We start from the raw sequence: 19,080 nt of genomic DNA, 5'->3' as shown, positions 1-19,080 counted from the left end.
GCTGAAAATTTATTTCTTTGAACGATAATTTTGGCGCTTGGACAAGCCGCGTGTTCGAGTGTCTACGGCAGGGGAGCAACCCCACCCGCCGTCATTGCGAGGAGCGAAGCGACGAAGCAATCCAGAGCCACGTTGCGGCCCTGGATTGCTTCGCTGCGCTCGCAATGACGGCGGCCCCCTATCTGAAATAAACATCTCCGCCGCCACGTTTCAGCCTGCGCGACAAATCACGTAATCTCCTCCCGTTCCCACCCAGGAGATTCGCCCTTGCCCCTCTATCGCGCCATCGGCCTCATGTCCGGCACCTCCATGGACGGCGTCGACGTCGCGTTGATCGAGACGGACGGCGACGCGAGCGTGTCCTTCGGGCCCACGGGTTTCTACGCCTATACGGACGCCGACCGCGCCTTGCTGCGCAATGCGCTGGCCGAGGCCGCGACCATGGACGACCGCGACGCGCGGCCGGGCGTGCTCGCTTTCGCCGAGCGCATGGTGACGGACCGCCACGCCGAGGCGGTCGAGACCTTCCTGCGCGACAACGCTATCGACGCCGCCAGCGTGAATATCGTCGGCTTCCACGGTCAGACCGTGCTGCATCGGCCCAAGCAAAAGCTCACCATCCAGATCGGCGACGGGCAGGCGCTCGCCGATCGGCTGGGCATAGACGTGGCGTACGACTTCCGCGCCGCCGACATCGCGGCTGGCGGGGAGGGCGCGCCCATCGTGCCGGTGTTCCATCGCGCGCTGGTGATGGCGGGCGGCATGAAGGGCGAGGTGGCGCTGCTCAATATTGGCGGGGTGGCCAATGTCACCTATGTCGCTGACGGCGAGCACCCCATCGCCTGCGACACGGGCCCCGGCAATGCGCTCATCGACGACCTCATGCTTCAGCGCACCGGCGCGCCGATCGACCGACATGGCCATATGGCCGCGCGCGGGCGCGTGAACGAGGCCGCGCTGCTGCGCTTGCTCGCCCATCCCTTCTTCGACCAGCCGCCGCCAAAGTCGCTCGACCGCAACGCCTTTGCGCTGGAGCCCATCGTAAAACTCTCGACGGAAGACGCCGCCGCGACCCTTACCGCCTTCACGGCGGCCTCGGTGCTGCGGCTTTTTCCGCATCTGCCCAATCAGCCGCAATTGCTCATCGTCTGCGGCGGCGGCGCGCGCAATCCCATTCTGGTGCGCGAATTGGTGATGCGTCTGCCGTGCAAGGTGACGACCGCCGACGCGGTCGGCTGGTCGGCGGATTCCATGGAGGCGCAGGGCTTCGGCTATCTCGCCGCGCGCCTTTTGGAAGGGCTGCCGATTACCTTCCCCACGACGACCGGCGTTCCACAGGCGCTGCGCGGCGGACGCCTGGCGCGCGCTGGCGGGCGTTGATGCACGCGCTGGACATGGCGGATTAGACTCTTCTTGCAGAGGAGCTGGACTGCTGACAAAGTGGGGTGACGCCCCTCGTGCTTCGAGACGCCTGCTACGCAGGCCCCTCAGCATGAGGGGCTTCTACATCAGCGCCAGACACTTAGGCCTCATCCTGAGGAGCGAGCGAAGCTCGCGTCTCGAAGGACGAGGCCGCCTCGGAGGTTTGTCAATAAACTGACTCTTCTCATAGAGGATCATGCTTTTTTCACCATTTTCCCTATAAGAATGTGCACAGTTCTGTGCGCGAGGAATACGCGGATGAGCACGCCAGCCGACGCGCCGCCGACAAAGGCCGAATGGTTCGCGAGCAGGCGCAGCGTTATTCTCGGCGGCATGGGCGCCATCGGGCTGGGCGTCGGCGCCGCGGTTGTCGAGCATGTCTGGAAGCGCAAGGACCTGACGGCGCGCTTCTTCAACCCGTTTTCGATCAGCAAATTCGATCTGCCGCCAGTGCCGGGCCTCATCGACGCGGCGGGCCACCAGGTTCCCGGTTTTTCGAGCGCCGATCTTGCCGGCAAGCGCTCGCTCCTCGTCATCTGGGCCTCCTGGTGCCCGACCTGCCGCGAGGAGCATAAGCATCTGGTCGCTTTAGCGAAGCGCAATCTCGCGCCCATCTATGGCGCGGACGTCAAGGACCCGCCGGCGCGGGCGAAATATTTTCTGGCGAAAAACGGCAATCCCTTCGTCGCCGTCGGCGCGGATGAGCACACCTATCTTCAACGCGCGCTCGCGGCGAAGGGCGTGCCGGCGACCTTTATCGTCGGACCCGGGCCTGTGGTCGAATGGTCGACTTACGAGGGTCTCGATCCCGAGATCATCGAAAAGGAAATCGTGCCACGGCTGACCGCGAAGGCGCCTTAGCGCACACTCGTCATTGCGAGGCGCGAAGCGACGAAGTAATCCAGGGCGGCAATGTGGCTCTGGATTGCTTCGCTTCGCTCGCAATGACGGAAGTTAGTCGCCCCGCGCGGGGATCAGAATGCGCGGCGGGTTGTTGAGGCGCCGGTCGAGATAGGCGTCCACATGCGCGATCAGCGGCTCGACCTTGTTCTCGAAGAAGTGATTGGCGCCCTCGACCACGGCATGCTCGATGAGAATGCCCTTCTGCGTCTTGAGCTTCTCGATCAATCCGGTGACTTCTTTCAGCGGCGCGACGCGGTCCTGGTCGCCGTGAATGAAGAGGCCCGAGGACGGGCAGGGGGCGAGGAACGAGAAGTCGAACCGGTTGGCGGGCGGCGCAACGGAGATGAAGCCTTCGATCTCCGGCCGGCGCATGAGCAACTGCATGCCGATCCAGGAGCCGAAGGAGACGCCGGCGATCCAGCAGGCGCGCGCCTCGGGGTTGACCGCCTGCGCCCAATCGAGCGCCGCCGCCGCGTCCGAGAGCTCGCCCGAGCCATGGTCGAAGGCCCCCTGCGAGCGTCCGACGCCGCGGAAGTTGAAGCGCAGCACCGAGAAGCCGCGCTCGGCGAAGGCGTAATAGAGGTGGTAGACGATCTGATTATTCATCGTCCCGCCGAATTGCGGGTGCGGATGCAGAATGATGGCGATCGGCGCGCCGCGCGTGGCGGACTGATGGAAGCGGCCTTCGAGCCTGCCGGCGGGACCGGCGAAGATGACTTCGGGCATTTGAATTCCCTGTGGAAACTGGCTGGGGCGTTCTTAACACGCTTGACCGAGTGAAAAGCAAGGGAATTCGGCGCCTCGTGGCGTCTTCGCCTTGATTTCAACGCAGATCGGGAGAGGGGCTCGCGGTGCGGTGGGCGAGCGCTTAAATCTTTGTGCATGAAGTGCAACCTCATGCGCGCCCGCGCGCCCCTCTTCTTTGCCGTTGCGGCGCTGCTGCTTTGGTTCGCGGCGGGGAACTTTGCGCCCGCGCTCGACAGCTTCCGCCTCGCCGCGAGCAAGGACGATCCTATCGCGCTCGCCGAGGCGCGGCTCGATCAGACGTTCACATCTACGCGGTTCGCCGCCGGCCTCGACGCGGCGCTCACCGCTCGGGATGAAGAGTTAGCGGAGAGCTTCATGGAGCTTGGGGCCCGGCGCGGATTTGCTGCGTCCCCGGAGCAGCGCGCGCGTCTTTCCGAGCTTCACACGCGGGCGCGTGAGAAGGCAGTCGAGGATTTTTCGGAAGGCTTCCTCCATGGCGCGCGCGAAAATGGCGCCGGTTTCGCGGGGGCGCTGGCCGGCGACCTCACCGGCTACGGCGATCTACGGGATCTTTGGAACGAAGCGAAAAAGCTGGACCGGAACGAGGAGCCGGACGCGCTTGTCGTCGGCCTCGCTGCAACGGGCCTGGCGCTTTCCGCCGCCACCTGGTCGAGCGTGGGCGCCTTGCTCCCGGCGCGCTATGGCCTGACCATGGTGAAAGGCGCGCAAAAGGCCGGGCGCCTTTCCGCGCCTCTGGCTAAGGCGCTGACCGCCGCCGCTGCGAAGGCCGTTGACCGCGAGGCGCTTGCCGCAGGCGTCTCCGCCGGAGCGAAGCTCGATCTCGCCCTGGCGCGCGCCTCCGCCGTCAAGGTCATCCGGCCCGACGCGCTCGCCGGTTTCCGCGCGCTCGGCAAAGACGCCGCGACTCTCTTTCGCCGCGCTGGGGCAGGCGGGGTGAAGGACGCGCTCGCCGTAGCCGAAGACGCCGCAGAATTCGGCAAGGCGGCGAAGCTCGCGCAAGTAGAGGGCTCCGCGACGCGGGCGATTTTGGCGACGCTTGGTCGCGGGGCGCTGATCTTCGGCGGCCTGGCCGTGACTGCCGCAAACGCCGTCATTGGGTTGGCGGCCTCCCTGCTGGGGCTGGCGGTTCTGGCGCAGCGGTTCGGGTTCTGGCTCGGGCGGCGGCGATTGCTTTGGAATTAACCGCGGTGTCGCGGTCTTCTCGACCGGCAAGCGATGGAGAGTGGCGAGATTGCGCGCTCGGCCCCTCCCGTCCCCGGCCGAGAGAGCGTAAATCAGCCTCATGTCCAAAAACCGCATCTATCTCGACCACAACGCCACCTCTCCCCTGCGCCCCGCCGCACGGGCGGCGATCCTGGCGGCGATGGAGGCGCCGGGGAACGCTTCCTCGGTCCATGCCGAGGGGCGCGCAGCGAAGGCCGTGCTGGAGCAGGCGCGGGCGACGATCGCCAAGGGGCTCGGAACAGCCCCCCGCAACGTCGCCTTCACGAGCGGCGCGACCGAGGCCGCCAATCTCGCCCTCACGCCCATGTTGCAGCGCGGAAGCGAAACGGCGCCGATCGAGGTTCTGCTCGTCGGCGCCGGGGAGCATCCGGCGGTTTTGATGGGGCATCGTTTTCCCGCTCAGGCCGTCGAGCGGATCGCGTTGACGCCGGCGGGGGCGCTGTCGCTCGCCGCTCTGGAGGCGGCGCTGGCGCGCTCTCGCGGCAGGCGCGTCCTCGTCGCGCTTCAGGCGGTAAACAACGAAACGGGCGTGATTCAGCCGGTTTACGAGGCCGCCGAGCAGGTCCATGCAGCGGGCGGCCTCCTCATTTGCGACGCGACCCAGGCGATTGGCAGAATAGAGACAACCTTCCAATCGACCGGCGCAGATTTTTTGTTCTTTTCCTCACATAAGCTCGGCGGTCCATTGGGGGCGGGGGCGCTTGCGGCGGCGCAAGATGGCCTCCACATATTGGATGTGCTGGTGAAGGGCGGCGGGCAGGAGTTCGGACGTCGCGCCGGAACCGAGAATGTCCCTGCAATTGCTGGTTTCTCGGCGGCTTTCACGGCCGCGCTCCAAGGGGTCCCAAGCGAAAATACCCGTCTTGGCGCCCTGCGCGACGCACTCGAGAGCCGGATCGCCGGGATAGTGGCGGATGTTCGCTTTTTCGGCAGGGGCGCGCATCGCGTCGGCAGCGTCAGCGCCTTTGCGATTCCGGGAATTCCAGCCCATACCCTGTTGATGGCGCTGGACCTTGCCGGCGTCGCCGTCTCCAGCGGCTCTGCCTGCTCTTCGGGCAAGGTCCGCGAGTCCCACGTGCTCGCGGCGATGGGGGCGCCCGAAAAAGAGGCGCTGCGCGCCAGCCTGGGTTGGTCTACGCGGCAAGAGGATGTAGAACAGTTTGGAATGGTTCTTGCGGAGGTCGTGGACCGTATCAGGTCGCGGCGTTCCGGCGCCTGAAAAAGGCTGGAACCGCATCGGCCGGCGGACCTTGAACCCGTCGTGGCGAGGAGAGAGAGAAGATGGCGGCTCGTCAGGAGACCGTTGCGCGCGTCGAGGAAATCGACGTCGACGCCTACAAGTATGGCTTTACGACGGAGATCGAGTCCGAGAAGGCCCCTAAGGGCCTGAGCGAAGACATCGTTCGTTTCATCTCCGCCAAGAAGAACGAACCCGAGTGGCTCACCGAATGGCGGCTGGAAGCGTATCGCCGCTGGCTGACGATGGAAGAGCCCAACTGGGCGCGCGTCCATTATCCGCCGATCGACTATCAGGACCTCTACTACTACGCCGCGCCGAAGTCGACGCCCGGGCCCAAGACGCTCGACGAGGTCGATCCGGAGCTGCTGCGCACCTATGAGAAGCTCGGCATTCCGCTCAAGGAGCAGGAAATCCTCGCGGGCGTCGAGACGCGCAAGGTCGCTGTGGACGCGGTCTTCGACTCGGTGTCGGTCGCGACGACCTTCAAAGAGGAGCTCGGCAAGGCGGGCGTGATCTTCTGCCCGATCTCCGAGGCCGTGAAGACGCATCCCGAGCTGGTGCGCAAATATCTCGGCTCGGTCGTGCCGGTGACCGATAATTTCTATGCGACGCTGAACAGCGCCGTCTTCTCCGACGGCTCCTTCGTCTATGTGCCGAAGGGCGTGCGCTGTCCGATGGAGCTTTCCACCTACTTCCGCATCAATGAGCAGAAGACGGGGCAGTTCGAGCGCACGCTGATCATCGCCGACGCGGGCTCTTATGTCAGCTATCTCGAAGGCTGCACGGCGCCCAAGCGCGACGAGAACCAGTTGCACGCGGCCGTTGTCGAGCTGGTGGCGCTCGACGACGCCGAGATCAAGTATTCGACGGTGCAGAACTGGTACCCCGGCGACAGCGAGGGCAGGGGCGGCATTTACAACTTCGTCACCAAGCGCGGCGACTGCCGCGGCCGCAACTCGCATATTAGCTGGACGCAGGTGGAGACGGGCTCGGCCATCACCTGGAAATATCCGTCCTGCATCCTGCGTGGCGACGATAGCCAGGGCGAGTTCTACTCGATCGCGGTGTCGAACGGCCATCAGCAGGTCGACAGCGGCACCAAGATGATTCATCTCGGCCGCAACACCAAGAGCCGCATCGTCTCCAAGGGCATTTCGGCTGGCAAGTCGCAGAACACCTATCGCGGGCAGGTGTCCGCGCACCGCAAGGCGGAAGGCGCGCGCAACTTCACCCAATGCGACAGCCTGCTGGTCGGCCACGACTGCGGCGCGCATACGGTTCCCTATATCGAATCCAAGAACCCGAGCGCGCAGTTCGAGCATGAAGCGACAACCTCGAAGATCTCCGAGGATCAGCTCTTCTACGCTCAGCAGCGCGGGTTATCGGCGGAAGAGGCGACGGCGCTGATCGTGAACGGCTTCGTGCGCGACGTGCTGCAGCAGCTTCCGATGGAATTCGCGGTCGAGGCGCAGAAGCTGATCTCGATCTCGCTGGAAGGGAGCGTTGGTTAACGCTTTCGTCGCACGTCTCGTCATTGCGAGGAGCGTAGCGACGAAGCAATCCAGGAGCGGCGTCGCAGCGCTAGATTGCTTCGCTTCGCTCGCAATGACGACTGAAACAATCGGGATTTCAACCATGCTCGAAATCAAAAACCTCCACGTTTCGGTCGGCGACCGGAAAATACTCAAGGGCCTCACGCTCACCGTGAAGGACGGCGAGGTCGCCGCCATCATGGGGCCGAACGGCACCGGCAAATCGACGCTCTCCTATGTGATCTCCGGCCGCGAGGGCTATGAGATCACGGAAGGCGAAGTGCTACTCGACGGCGAGAACATTCTCGATCTCGAGCCGCATGAGCGCGCCGCCAAGGGCATCTTCCTGGCCTTCCAATATCCGGTCGAAATTCCCGGCGTCGCCACCATGACCTTCCTCAAGGCCGCGATGAACGCCCAGCGCCGCCTGCGCGGCGAGCCCGAGCTGGAGACGCCCGAATTTATGAAGGCCGTGAAGGAAGCGTCCGCCAAGCTCGGCGTCAGCCAGGAGATGCTGCGCCGGCCGCTGAACTCCGGCTTCTCCGGCGGCGAGAAGAAGCGCATGGACATTCTGCAGATGGCGCTGCTTCAGCCGAAGTTCGGCATTCTCGACGAGACCGACTCGGGGCTCGACATCGACGCGCTGCGCGTCGTCTCGGAAGGCGTCAATTCGCTGCGCTCGCCGCAGCGCTCCTTCCTGGTCATCACCCACTATCAACGCCTTCTCGATTACATCAAACCCGATACTGTGCATGTGATGGCCAAGGGCGTCATCCAGCGCTCGGGCGGGCCGGAGCTGGCGCTCGAGCTCGAAGACCGCGGCTATCAGGAATATCTGGCTGAAGAGGCGGCGTAAGCCATGATCAAGCTCGCGACAGAAGCCGACACCGCTTTCTCCGCGCTCTTCGAAACGATGAAGAGCAAGGGCGCCGCCAGCCTGCGTCAGGCGGCCTGGGAAGCCTTCGCCGCCAAGGGCCTGCCGAACCGCCGCGTCGAGGCCTGGCATTACACCGACCTCAAGGCGGCGCTCGCCAAGCCCGCGCCGATCGCTCCCGCCCCGGCGGGCGCGCCCGAGTTGCCGGCCGCGCCTGGGACGGTGCGGCTCGTCACGCTCGACGGCGTGTTTCGGGCGGACCTCTCGGATCTCGCCGCTCTGCCGGAAGGCGTGAAGGTACAGCCGCTGCGCGAGGCGCTGGCGCAGGGCGCGCCGGGCGTGATGGCGCTTGTCGCGAGCGACGACGTGCAGGCGCAAGACCCCATGGTCGCGATGAACGCCGCGCTGATGCAGGACGGCGTGATCCTGCGCATCGCCGCCGGCGTGACGCTGGAAAAGAAGATCGAGCTGGCAAGCTATGTGTCCTCCCCGGAGGCGCAGTCGAGCTTCACCCGCTCGCTCGTTATCCTGGGCAAGGACGCCAAGGCGACGATCGTCGAGACGGCCGGCGCGCTCACGGCGGCGCCCGCGCAGGATAATCAGACACTCATCGTCAGGCTCGCCTCCGGCGCCACGCTCGATCTGGTTACCTTGGCCTCGGGGCAGGGTGACAAGCTCGTGCGCGTCATGAGCCTGCTCGCGCATCTCGACGAAGGCGCGAGCCTCAACTCCTATGCGCTGATCGAAGGCGCGGGGCTGTTGCGCCGGCAAATCTTCGCCCGTCTCGACGGCGAGCGGGCGAAGGTCGCGCTCAATGGCGCGACGCTCGCGCGCGGGCGCCAGCATGCGGATACGACGCTCGTCGTCGATCACGCTTTCCCCAACGGCGAGAGCCGCGAAGCGTTCCGGAACATCATCGACGAGCAGGGAACCGGCGTCTTCCAGGGCAAGATCGTCGTGCGGCCGCATGCGCAGAAGACCGACGGCGTCATGCAGTCGAAAGCGATCCTGCTCTCCGACGGCGCGACCATGAACAATAAGCCGGAGCTGGAGATCTTCGCCGACGATGTCCAATGCGGCCATGGCGCCACATGCGGACGGCTCGACAAGGAACAGCTTTTTTATCTCATGGCGCGCGGCATTCCGCGCTATGCGGCAGAATCGCTGCTCATCGAAGGCTTCGCCAACGAGGCTTTCGCAGGGCTCGAAGACGAGACGTTGCGCGGCTATCTCGTCGAACGCATCTCCTCCTGGCTAGCGGCGAGATCCAAATGAATGAGCAGGCGCCCTTGAAACTCTACGACGTCGAGGCGGTCCGCGCGGATTTCCCGATCCTGGCCGAGCGGCCCTATGGCAAGCCGCTCGCCTATCTCGACAACGCCGCTTCGGCGCAGAAGCCGCGCGCGGTGATCGAGCGGCTCTCGCATTTCTACGAGCATGAATACGCCAACGTCCATCGCGGCCTACACTATCTCGCCAACGCCGCGACGGAAGGCTATGAGGGCGCCCGCGAAACCTTGCGGCGCTTCCTCAACGCTCCTTCGACGGAAGAGATCATCTTCACCCGCGGCGCGACCGAAGCGCTCAATCTCGTCGCCTCCTCCTATGGGCTCGCCCATATTGGCGAAGGCGACGAGATTATCGTGTCGCTGATGGAGCACCACTCCAATATCGTGCCCTGGCATTTCCTGCGGGAACGCAAGGGCGCCGTGATCAAATGGATCGTGCCGGACGACAATGGCGTCATCGACCTCGACGCTTTCGAGAAGATGATCACCGATCGCACGAAGATCGTCGCGGTCACCCATATGTCGAATGTCGTCGCCGCCCCGACGCCGATCGCCGAAATCGCGCGCATTGCCCATGCCCATGGCGTGCCGGTCTGCGTGGACGGCTCTCAGGGCGCGGTGCATCTCGATGTGGACGTTCAGGCGCTCGACGTCGATTTCTATGTCGTCACGGGACACAAGCTTTATGGGCCGACGGGCATCGGCGCTGTTTACGGCAAGCGGAAATGGCTCGAGAGCCTGCCGCCTTTCGCCGGCGGCGGTGAGATGATCGAAACCGTCACGCGCGACACAGTGACCTACAACGCGCCGCCGCATCGTTTCGAGGCCGGCACGCCGCCGATCGCGCAGGCCGTCGGCCTCGCCTCCGCGCTGGATTATATCGAGAGCATCGGCCGCGGCGCGATCCGCGCGCATGAGGCGCAGCTCACCGCTTACGCGCAGCAGCGTCTCTCGGAGATCGAGGGACTGCGCATCTTCGGCAATGCGCCCGACAAGGGGCCGATCGTCGCTTTCGAGATGGCGGCGGCGCATGCGCATGACGTCGCCACGATCATCGATCGCTCTGGCGTCGCAGTGCGCGCCGGCACGCATTGCGCTATGCCGCTGCTCTCGCACTTCGGCGTCACCTCGACCTGCCGCGCTTCCTTCGCGCTCTATAATACGCGTGACGAGGTAGATCGTTTGGCAGACGCTTTGCTTAAAGCTCAAAAACTTTTCGCGTGAGGAGGTTCTCGTGCTGATGAGCGAAGCTCTTAAAACAAGCGAAACGGAAAGCGTCGATCCTGTGGCTGCGGATGAGCGCACAACGAAAGCGGTAGCGGGCGACAGCCTTGCGGACGAAGTCGTCAAGGCGCTTAAGACGGTCTACGACCCCGAGATCCCGGCTGACATTTACGAGCTGGGACTCGTCTACCGCATCGATATTTCGGACGAAGGCGTGGTCGAAATCGACATGACGCTGACGGCGCCGGGCTGTCCCGTCGCCGGCGAGATGCCCATATGGGTCAAGAATGCGGTGAACACAGTGCCGGGCGTCAGCGACGTCAAAGTCAATCTCGTGTTCGATCCCCCGTGGGATCAGAGCCGCATGTCGGACGAGGCGCGCGTCACGCTCGACATGTTCTGAGTGGAATGCGCCAAGGCGGGGCGCGGGATGTCATGTTTACGCCGCGGTTGAAACCAAAGGTTCTGGAGACAGCCGTCTACGTCGAAGATCTCGCGCGGGCCGGGCGCTTCTACGAGGAAACGCTCGGCCTCACGCCCATGGCGCAAGACAGCCGCATGTGGGCGCTCGATTGCGGTCCGGCAAGCGTGCTGCTGCTCTTCAAGCGCGGCGCAACCTTGGAGCCGGTGGATTTGCCGGGCGGGCGCATTCCGCCGCACGACGGATCGGGCCCGGCGCATCTGGCCTTCGCCGTCGAGGCGGACGAAATTCCCGCATGGGAAAACCGCCTCGCCGAGCATGGCGTCGAGATCGAAGCGCGAATGCAATGGCCACGCGGCGGGATCAGCCTTTATTTCCGCGATCCCGACGACCACCTTGTAGAGCTTGCGAGCCCTGGTATCTGGGCGAACTATTGAGGATGAAGAGATGTCGGCACCGAGCGTGATGAATGTTAGCCCCGCCGCCGCCGAGCGCGTGCGCGGCCTGTTGGCCAAATCCGAACCGGGCGTCGGGCTTCGTGTCTCGCTGGAGAAGAGCGGCTGCGCCGGCGTCGCCTATCGAATGGCGCTGACCGAGCCGGAGCCGGGCGACGAGGTGATCGATTTCGATGGCGGCCGCGTCATCGTCGACTCGAAGGCCGTGCTTTATCTGCTCGGGACGACAATGGACGTGAAGACCACGCAATTCGAGTCGTCTTTCGTCTTCGAGAACCCCAACCAGACCTCCGCCTGCGGCTGCGGCGAGAGCGTCGAGTTGAAAGAGGCGGACCCCTCCAGCCTCGCCCCGACGGCGTAACGGCGCCTACACGCTTCATTAACGCTGACAATGCGTTTGCTTTTCTCCGCGACTGATAAATAGCGCTTTCTTCAACATCGACGGCCAAAGCTCCGGCAGTGCGTTTTGTGCGTCCCGGAGCCGTCTCGATGTCCGTTTCCAAACCACCCGTCGTCGCGTCGAGCGTCGCCCTCCTGGCCGCACTGTCCCTGGTCCCATCGCAGGGCCTCGCGCGCGACGGACGGCGCGTCGGCGAGGACGTGATTTACCAAATGGCGCCAATGGCGCCGAATTCGACACAGGACATTATTTTCGAAATGGCGCCTTTGAAGCCGGTCAAGGGCGCCGCGCAGGCGTCCAAGCCAGCGCCGAAGCCTGCCGAGCAGCCGAGCCCCGCCGTCGCCGCGAAACCGGATTTGAAGCCAACATTGGCGCCGGCCGCCGCTGTGCAAGCGGCGCCCGCCCAGCCTATCCAGGCTCCGGTCGCAGAGGCGACAAAGCCTGCAACGCCGGACGTCGTCGAGCATCCTGTCACGCCAGAAGCGGCGCCGGCCGCCCAGGAAGCCGCGACGCCTGCAGAAGAGCCGGTCGTCGCGCAAGCGCCGACGATCGTAGAGCCGGCGCCGATCGGCCCGCCGATCATGATCTTGAACCCGCCGCGCAAGAGCGTTGCGGCCTTGAGCGCGCCGCCCGCCGCCTTCGACCAGAAGGCGATCGACCTGCAAGGCGGCGCCGCGGCTCCCGCGCTTGTCCCAAGCCTCGATTCCACGGCGCACGAGGAGCCGCCGCTTGCCGCCCAAGCGCCCGCTCCGGAAACCGCGGACGCCGGAGCAGCAACCCAAGCTCCGGAGGCCGCCGCGCCTTCAGAAGGGGTAGAGAACGCCTCGGCGCCGCCGCAGGACGATCTCGAAACCCGCATCGGCGCCATCCTTGCCGAAGGCGTCGTCGGCCCCGCCCAAGTGCGCCTCGCCGACCGGGCGACACTGTGGCTGCCGGCAGGCCGTATCTTCCTACCACCCGAAGCCGCCAAAAAGCTCGCCAAGGAAGCGGGGCTCGAATGGCGCGCCGGCATCCAAGGGATGATCGCGCCTACAGGCAACGGGCTGGATTGGCTTGCCCCTGTCGAGCTCGTCGAGGACGGTTATATCAAGACCGGCGCGCCCGAGTCGTTGCAGGCGGACGAATTGCTCGCGGCCTTCCAGGCGAGCCTGCCGGAGATCAACGCCCAACGTGCGCGGGCCGGCGAGCCGCCCGTGACGCTCGACCGCTGGCTCACCCCGCCGGCGCTCGACGCCAAGGGCCGCTTGTCCGCCTGCGCGAATATTTCCACGCCGAATAATCAGAACGGGTCCGACGGCTTCTTCAATTGCGAGGCCTGGGCGCTCGGGCGCAATGGCGCGATCAAGGTCGGCCTGGCCGACGGCGGCGAGATGGCCGAGCGTTTGAAAAACGAAGCCGCCGCGCTGGCCGAGACGATCGTTTTCGACCACGGCGCGGCCTATGAGGAATTCGACGCCGCGACCGACCCCGTCGCGTCCTATTCGGCGGCCGATCTCCTGACGCGCGACGTCGCGGCGAAGACGGTCAAGCCCGTCCTGGCGCCAGAAGAGGGGGCTCCGGCCCCGTCGATCCTCGATCGCATTTCCGGCCTTCTCTATCCGGCTCTCTTCGGAGCAATCTCGCTCGGCCTCTATGTTTACCTGAAACGCCGCCGCGAAGAGGCCGGCAAAGAAGAAGCGCAACAACAGGAAGCGGAGTCCGCTCCCGCCGAAGCGCTTCACCCAGAAACGAGCGAACCGGCAAAACAGGCTCCCGCGTCGCTTCTCGCGCGTCTCTTGCCGTCGCTTCATGCGCGTTTCGCAAAGAAGACCGAGAGCGCGTTGGAGTCGGCTCCTGTTGGAGATTCGCGACTGAATTCCACCCTGAGCGCTCTCAAAAGCAGATTTGCGGGCCTTCTCGAAGCGAGAAAGCTTCAGAAATCGAAAGCCGCGCCGCGGGCTGACGCCGTATCAAATGGCGTTCCGGAAGAAGAACCCGTATCGGCGCTCAAGAAGCTGGCCGCCCGGATGCGCCGCACAAGCGAGGAGGCGCCGCCCCCGCCGGTGAATGTCGCGCGCATCGTCAGGACGCCCCGGACCTCGGGAGGCGCGGCGGTTGCGGTGGCCGAAGAATTCGTTGCGCCGTTGATCGTGGATCGGGAGCCGGAAAAGGCGCCTGCGGAGGGCCTTCTGGAACCCGAACTGATCGAGCCGGGGCAGAACGGCGTGCAGATTGCCGAGCCGCAGCACGCCGTCGACGATGTCGCTCCGGCCGCTTCGCAGGTTGCGGCCGAGGACGGCGGTTTTGGGCTTGTGGAGCCCGGGGCCGCGGACTCTGCGGCCATCGAGGCGGCGCGCGCGCGTCTCGCTACCGAAGAGTAATACGCTTTTCGTTTGAATAGCTCGCATTGGGGCTCGGTCATTCCCGGCGGGCTGAAAGCCCGACCGGGAATGAAGAGCCGCAAAAGCGCTGGTTCTGCTCTGGATTCCCGATCGCTCGCTTCGCGAGCGTCGGGAATGACAGCACCCAATTTTGCGATCGCCATAATAGGCTTTCTCGGCCCGGCCGCGCCCATGGCCGGGCTTTTCGCTCTTGGGCGCTTTCCGCCCTGATTGCCTCGCAGTTTCAATTTTCTGAGAGTATTCCCTTCTCCCTGCGCAAGCTAAACGCCTCTTCGGCCTGGATTTTGCGGGGGATATCTAATAAGATATTGGTTTAGAAGGATGTTTTCTGCCCGCCGCGGCTGGCGCGGGCGGCTCGAATCGCCTATAGGAGTAGCCTGTATCTATAATTTGGGATTGGCGCGCCCTTGGCCGACGACGACACGAAAAAAGACGACTCCGAAAAGTCCGACATCAGGCCGGTTTCCATCGCCGACGAGATGAAGCGCAGCTATCTCGATTACGCGATGAGCGTGATCGTGAGCCGCGCCCTGCCGGACGTTCGCGACGGCCTGAAACCCGTGCATCGTCGCATTATGTTCTCGATGCACGAGAACGGCCATACGCCGGACAAGCCTTATGTGAAGTCGGCGCGCATCGTCGGCGACGTCATGGGTAAATATCACCCGCATGGCGACGCCGCGATCTATGACGCGCTGGTGCGCATGGCGCAGCCCTTTTCGATGCGGCTCATGCTCATCGATGGGCAAGGCAATTTCGGCTCGGTCGACAATGATCCGCCGGCAGCCATGCGTTACACCGAGTCGCGTCTCGCGAAACCCGCGCTCGCGCTGCTCGAGGATATCGACGAAGGCACGGTCGACTTCCAGCCGAATTACGACGGCAAGGAGCACGAGCCGACCGTCCTGCCGGCGCGCTTTCCCAATCTCCTCGTCAATGGCGCGGGCGGCATCGCCGTCGGCATGGCGACGAATATTCCGCCGCATAATCTCGGCGAGGTCATCGACGCCTGCATCGCGCTGATCGACAAGCCCGACATGACGGTCGCGGAGCTGATGGAGATCGTGCCGGGGCCGGACTTCCCGACCGCGGCGACGATCCTCGGGCGCGGCGGCATCCGCAACGCCTATGCGACGGGGCGCGGCTCCATCATCATGCGCGCCAAGGCGGAGATCGAGACGCTGCGCAAGGAGCGCGAGGCGATCATCTTCACCGAAATTCCCTATCAGGTGAACAAGGCGGCGCTGATCGAGCGCATTGCGGAGCTGGTCAAGGAAAAGAAGATCGAGGGCATCTCGGATCTGCGCGACGAGTCCGACCGCGAGGGCATGCGCATCGTCATCGAGCTGAAGCGCGAGGCGGTCGCCGACGTCGTGCTGAACCAGCTCTGGCGCCACACCGCGCTGCAATCGAGCTTCGCGGTGAATATGATCGCGCTGAACGGCGGCCGGCCGGAGCTGCTGACGCTCCATGACGTGCTGCGCGCTTTCGTGGATTTCCGCGAGAGCGTCGTCACCCGCCGCACCAAATTCCGCCTGAACAAGGCGCGCGATAACGCCCATCTGCAGGTCGGCCTCGCCATTGCCGTGGCGAATATCGACGAAGTCATCCGTCTCATCCGCACCTCGCCCGATGCGGCCGCCGCGCGCGAAGCGCTGATGGCGCGCGACTGGCCGGCGAAGGACATGGCGCCGCTCGTCGCGCTCATCGCGGACCCGCGCCATAAGCTCGCGGACGACGGCACGATCCGCCTGTCGGAAGCGCAGGCCCGCGCCATTCTCGATCTGCGCCTGCAGCGTCTCACGGCGCTCGGCCGCGAGGAAATTGCGGAAGCGCTCAACAAGCTCGCCGCCGAGATCGCGGAATATCTGGAAATACTGGGCTCGCGCGAAAAGCTCTTCGGCATCGTCAAGGATGAGATGCTGGCGGTGAAGGAGGCCTACGCCACACCGCGCCGCACGCAGATCACCGAGGCCGACGGCGAGGTCGAGGACGAAGACCTCATCGCACGCGAGGATATGGTCGTCACCGTCTCGCACGCCGGCTACATCAAGCGCGTGCCGCTCTCGACCTATCGCGCGCAAAGGCGCGGCGGCAAGGGCCGCTCCGGCATGCAGATGAAGGAGGAGGATTTCGTCCACCGCCTCTTCGTCGCCAATACGCATACGCCGGTGCTGTTCTTCTCCTCGCGTGGCAAGGCCTATAAGGAAAAGGTCTGGCGGCTGCCGCTGGCGGCGCCGCAGGCGCGCGGCAAGGCGCTCGTCAATATGCTGCCGCTGGAGGCGGGCGAGCGCATCACCACCATCATGCCGCTGCCCGAGGACGAATCGAGCTGGGCGACGCTGGACGTCATCTTCGCCACGACCGGCGGCACGGTTCGGCGCAACAAGCTCTCGGACTTCTGCGAAGTGCGCCGCAACGGCCTCATCGCCATGAAGCTCGATGAGGGCGAGGCGATCGTCGACGTCGCCACGGCGACGGAAGCCGACGACATTCTGCTCACGACGCGCGACGGCCAGTGCATCCGCTTCGCCGTGCCGGAAGTGCGCGTCTTCCAGGGCCGCACCTCTATGGGCGTGCGCGGCGTGTCGCTCGCCGAGGGCGATCGCATCATCTCGCTCTCGATCCTGAAGCACTTCGAGGCGACGCCCGACGAGCGCTCCTCCTATCTCAAAAAGGCGAGCGCCCTGCGCCGCCGCATGGGCGAGGATGTCGCGCCGGACGCCGGCGCCGACACGGAGGAGGCGACGGGCGCCGTCGAGCTCTCCGACGAGCGCTTCGCCGCCATGCAGGCGGCCGAGCAGATCATTCTGACGGTCTCGGAAAACGGCTTCGGCAAGCGCACCTCTTCCTACGAGTACCGCATCACCGGGCGCGGCGGCAAAGGCATCGTCGCCATGGCGGTGAATGCGCGGAACGGCAAGCTTGTGGCCTCATTCCCCGTGGGGCAGGACGACGAGATCATGCTCGTCACCGACGGCGGCCAGTTGATCCGCTGCCCGGTGGGAGGGATTAGAGTCGCGGGACGTGGCGCGCAGGGCGTGATCGTGTTCAACACCGCTGCGGATGAGCGCGTGGTGTCGGTCGAGCATATTGGGGATGTGGGTGAGGATGATGCGGGTGAGGGGGCGGAAGAGTAGCGAAGGCTACTCAGGCCGCCGCCGCGCAGCATGGCGGATATGGACGATCCAGGCTTCCTCGCCCTCAACTTTCCAGTAGACGATATAGGGGTATGGCGAGACAGGGCGTTGCCGCAGCCCTTTCCACTCGGATAGCTGCCCACCCATAGGGAAGGTTTCTACCGTTTGGATCGCCCGCCGAAGAGCTTTCTTGATACTCACAGCGCCTGCCGGGCTGCGTTCGTCTAGGTAAGCGAAGATACGTTCGATGTCCGCCAGCGCGCGTCGAGTATAACGCGCCCTCATAAGCCATGACGCTTCCAAAGCGCCGCGACTTCTTCGTCCGACGCAAACTCCCCACGCCGCGCCTGAGCTAAGCCTTCTTCCAGCGCCGCAATCGTTTCCGCATCCAACGGCGCGGGATGGGCGCCCGCTTCAATGGCGTCGAGGATGAGCATGGCCATTGCGTCCTGCTCGGCAGCAGGGAGGTCGCGGACTTTGTCGATCGCTTTTTCGAGAAGTCTGGTCATGCTTGTCGCTCTGCCTCCAGGTTACGGCGGCTAATATAGCGCCCCTCGCGCCTTTTTGCCGACACCCACTCAACCCGCTGGCTCGCCAACGCCCGGCGCAGCCACCACGGCGATACTCTTCTCCTGCGCGCGCGCCATCTCCCTTGCCACCACATATTGATGCCGCGCCTTCAGCGCGCTGATGCTCAGCCAGGCCGCGACGCCGACGCCGATGCAATGGGCGAAGAGCAGGCTGAAATTCACCAGCAGAACGAAAACGTCGAGCGCGCGGATGATCTTGGTGGGATCGGTGATGGCGATGCCCGGCGGTTGCGACACGGTCTTGCCGATCAGCAGCGCGACGCTCAACCCCGTGCCGATGAAAGACAACAGCGCACCCATCACATTGACGAAGCCGCCCGCGCCGACAAACCAGAAGGCCATGCGCCTCTCATGCGCGAGATAGCGTTCGGGACGGCTGCGGATGGAGGCGGCGGCGTTCATGTCGCGGTAGCCGAACAGGATCGACAGCAGCATCAGCGCCAAAGCCGCCGACGCCCAATAGATGGCTTCGCCGAAGTTCGAGCCGCCGGGGCTCACGCTATGGCCCGCAAAGGCGAAGGCCAGCAGGAGAGCCGATACGACGCCGAGAAAGAGTTGCACCCAAAAGGCCGTCGCGCCGAAGAAGCGGAAGCTCTGTGCGAGGCCGTCCGCGATCATCGCCGCAATGCTGGCGGGCGCAGGCGGTTCGAGCGTCTTGTGGGAGGCGGGAGAGAGCCGGTCGAACAGCGCGAAAGCCGCATAAAGGACGGCGAGGGCGCCAAAGGCATAGGCGGCGATGATATGCGCGAGTTGAGCATGCTCGGCCGCCTGGGGCGCGCCCGCGTCCCAGAAGGGCAGAGGGTATTCCCAAAAGAAAATCTGCTCGCCCCGAGAGATCGCCGCGAGCGCCCCGGCCGCCGCCGCCGCGATGAACGAGAGATAGATCGCCTGCCTGAACCAGAAGCCGATCATGCGCCGCGCATTGCGCGGCCCACCGCTCTCGACCATCAGATAAAGGGTGACGCCGATCAGGATTTGAGCGACGAGAAGAAGCGCCGCCGTGAGCCCCAGCGATATGTGCAACTCTGTAAGGTAAGCGCGCGTCGCGGCCTCTAACTGCGCATGCTCGCGAACCGCGCCGACGCCGAGCGCAGCGGCGCCGGTCAGGAGAAAAATCCAAAAAACAAACGCTGATAATAAATTGCGCCTCGGATCGGAGCCCATCGGACATCTCCATTCGGCCGGATCGCCACGCGCCCTCGCGGCCTTCCGCGCTG

17 protein-coding genes are annotated in these 19,080 nt (G+C 64.8%); 13 read left to right on the top strand and 4 right to left on the bottom strand.

The window, feature by feature from the left end; genetic code table 11:
- Positions 1-267: 267 nt before the first annotated feature.
- On the top strand, positions 268-1,380 hold the full coding sequence (locus tag JJT62_RS06070) for an anhydro-N-acetylmuramic acid kinase (RefSeq protein WP_202071813.1): 1,113 nt from the start codon (positions 268-270) through the stop codon (positions 1,378-1,380).
- Positions 1,381-1,680: 300 nt separating this feature from the next.
- The gene (locus JJT62_RS06065) at positions 1,681-2,283 is read left to right on the top strand and encodes a redoxin family protein (RefSeq protein ID WP_202071812.1); all 603 of its coding nucleotides are present in this window, start codon (positions 1,681-1,683) and stop codon (positions 2,281-2,283) included.
- 93 nt (positions 2,284-2,376) lie between these two features.
- Here JJT62_RS06065 and JJT62_RS06060 read toward each other — a convergent pair whose 3' ends face one another.
- The gene (locus JJT62_RS06060) at positions 2,377-3,051 is read right to left on the bottom strand and encodes an alpha/beta hydrolase (RefSeq protein WP_202071811.1); all 675 of its coding nucleotides are present in this window, start codon (positions 3,049-3,051) and stop codon (positions 2,377-2,379) included.
- Positions 3,052-3,207: 156 nt separating this feature from the next.
- On the opposite strand from JJT62_RS06060, the gene JJT62_RS06055 reads away from it, so the two are divergent.
- The 11 genes from JJT62_RS06055 to gyrA all read left to right on the top strand — a co-directional run bounded on the left by JJT62_RS06055 (position 3,208) and on the right by gyrA (position 17,273).
- Positions 3,208-4,275: a hypothetical protein gene (locus tag JJT62_RS06055; protein WP_202071810.1), complete on the top strand. Its 1,068-nt coding sequence runs from the start codon at positions 3,208-3,210 to the stop codon at positions 4,273-4,275.
- Positions 4,276-4,375: 100 nt separating this feature from the next.
- Positions 4,376-5,536, top strand: coding sequence for a cysteine desulfurase family protein (locus JJT62_RS06050; protein ID WP_202071809.1), 1,161 nt, complete (start codon positions 4,376-4,378; stop codon positions 5,534-5,536).
- A 62-nt stretch (positions 5,537-5,598) separates the two neighbouring features.
- The gene (sufB, locus tag JJT62_RS06045) at positions 5,599-7,068 is read left to right on the top strand and encodes a Fe-S cluster assembly protein SufB (RefSeq protein WP_202071808.1); all 1,470 of its coding nucleotides are present in this window, start codon (positions 5,599-5,601) and stop codon (positions 7,066-7,068) included.
- 124 nt (positions 7,069-7,192) lie between these two features.
- On the top strand, positions 7,193-7,945 hold the full coding sequence (gene sufC, locus JJT62_RS06040; RefSeq protein WP_202071807.1) for a Fe-S cluster assembly ATPase SufC: 753 nt from the start codon (positions 7,193-7,195) through the stop codon (positions 7,943-7,945).
- A 3-nt stretch (positions 7,946-7,948) separates the two neighbouring features.
- Positions 7,949-9,238 (top strand): Fe-S cluster assembly protein SufD, encoded by a 1,290-nt coding sequence (gene sufD / locus JJT62_RS06035; RefSeq protein ID WP_202071806.1) that lies wholly within the window; start codon positions 7,949-7,951, stop codon positions 9,236-9,238.
- On the top strand, positions 9,235-10,476 hold the full coding sequence (locus JJT62_RS06030; RefSeq protein WP_202071805.1) for a cysteine desulfurase: 1,242 nt from the start codon (positions 9,235-9,237) through the stop codon (positions 10,474-10,476). Before sufD ends, JJT62_RS06030 begins: the two co-directional genes overlap by 4 nt.
- 16 nt (positions 10,477-10,492) lie before the next feature.
- Positions 10,493-10,879: an SUF system Fe-S cluster assembly protein gene (locus tag JJT62_RS06025; protein WP_202071804.1), complete on the top strand. Its 387-nt coding sequence runs from the start codon at positions 10,493-10,495 to the stop codon at positions 10,877-10,879.
- A 32-nt stretch (positions 10,880-10,911) separates the two neighbouring features.
- Complete coding sequence (locus tag JJT62_RS06020; protein ID WP_202071803.1) at positions 10,912-11,334, top strand: VOC family protein; 423 nt, start codon at positions 10,912-10,914, stop codon at positions 11,332-11,334.
- Between the two features lie 10 nt (positions 11,335-11,344).
- Positions 11,345-11,713: an iron-sulfur cluster assembly accessory protein gene (locus JJT62_RS06015; RefSeq protein ID WP_202071802.1), complete on the top strand. Its 369-nt coding sequence runs from the start codon at positions 11,345-11,347 to the stop codon at positions 11,711-11,713.
- Positions 11,714-11,841: 128 nt separating this feature from the next.
- Complete coding sequence (locus JJT62_RS06010) at positions 11,842-14,112, top strand: DUF2167 domain-containing protein (RefSeq protein ID WP_202071801.1); 2,271 nt, start codon at positions 11,842-11,844, stop codon at positions 14,110-14,112.
- Between the two features lie 428 nt (positions 14,113-14,540).
- Positions 14,541-17,273 (top strand): DNA gyrase subunit A, encoded by a 2,733-nt coding sequence (gene gyrA / locus JJT62_RS06005; RefSeq protein ID WP_202071800.1) that lies wholly within the window; start codon positions 14,541-14,543, stop codon positions 17,271-17,273.
- Positions 17,274-17,279: 6 nt separating this feature from the next.
- On the opposite strand, the gene JJT62_RS19515 is transcribed toward gyrA, so the two are convergent.
- From JJT62_RS19515 to JJT62_RS05990, 3 genes are all read right to left on the bottom strand, one after another.
- On the bottom strand, positions 17,280-17,558 hold the full coding sequence (locus JJT62_RS19515) for a type II toxin-antitoxin system RelE/ParE family toxin (RefSeq protein ID WP_202071799.1): 279 nt from the start codon (positions 17,556-17,558) through the stop codon (positions 17,280-17,282).
- The gene (locus JJT62_RS05995; RefSeq protein WP_202071798.1) at positions 17,555-17,782 is read right to left on the bottom strand and encodes a hypothetical protein; all 228 of its coding nucleotides are present in this window, start codon (positions 17,780-17,782) and stop codon (positions 17,555-17,557) included. The genes JJT62_RS19515 and JJT62_RS05995 overlap by 4 nt, the downstream gene beginning before the upstream one ends.
- 69 nt (positions 17,783-17,851) lie before the next feature.
- Entirely contained in the window at positions 17,852-19,027 is a 1,176-nt protein-coding gene (locus tag JJT62_RS05990) for a DUF3611 family protein (RefSeq protein ID WP_202071797.1), read from the bottom strand.
- Between the last annotated feature and the right edge of the window lie 53 nt (positions 19,028-19,080).

The organism is Methylocystis sp. Sn-Cys (assembly GCF_016745395.1).
GTDB classification, from domain to species: Bacteria; Pseudomonadota; Alphaproteobacteria; order Rhizobiales; family Beijerinckiaceae; genus Methylocystis; species Methylocystis iwaonis.
The sequence above is the reverse complement of the archived record's forward strand: the minus strand, read 5'-3'. Positions and strand labels throughout refer to the sequence as shown.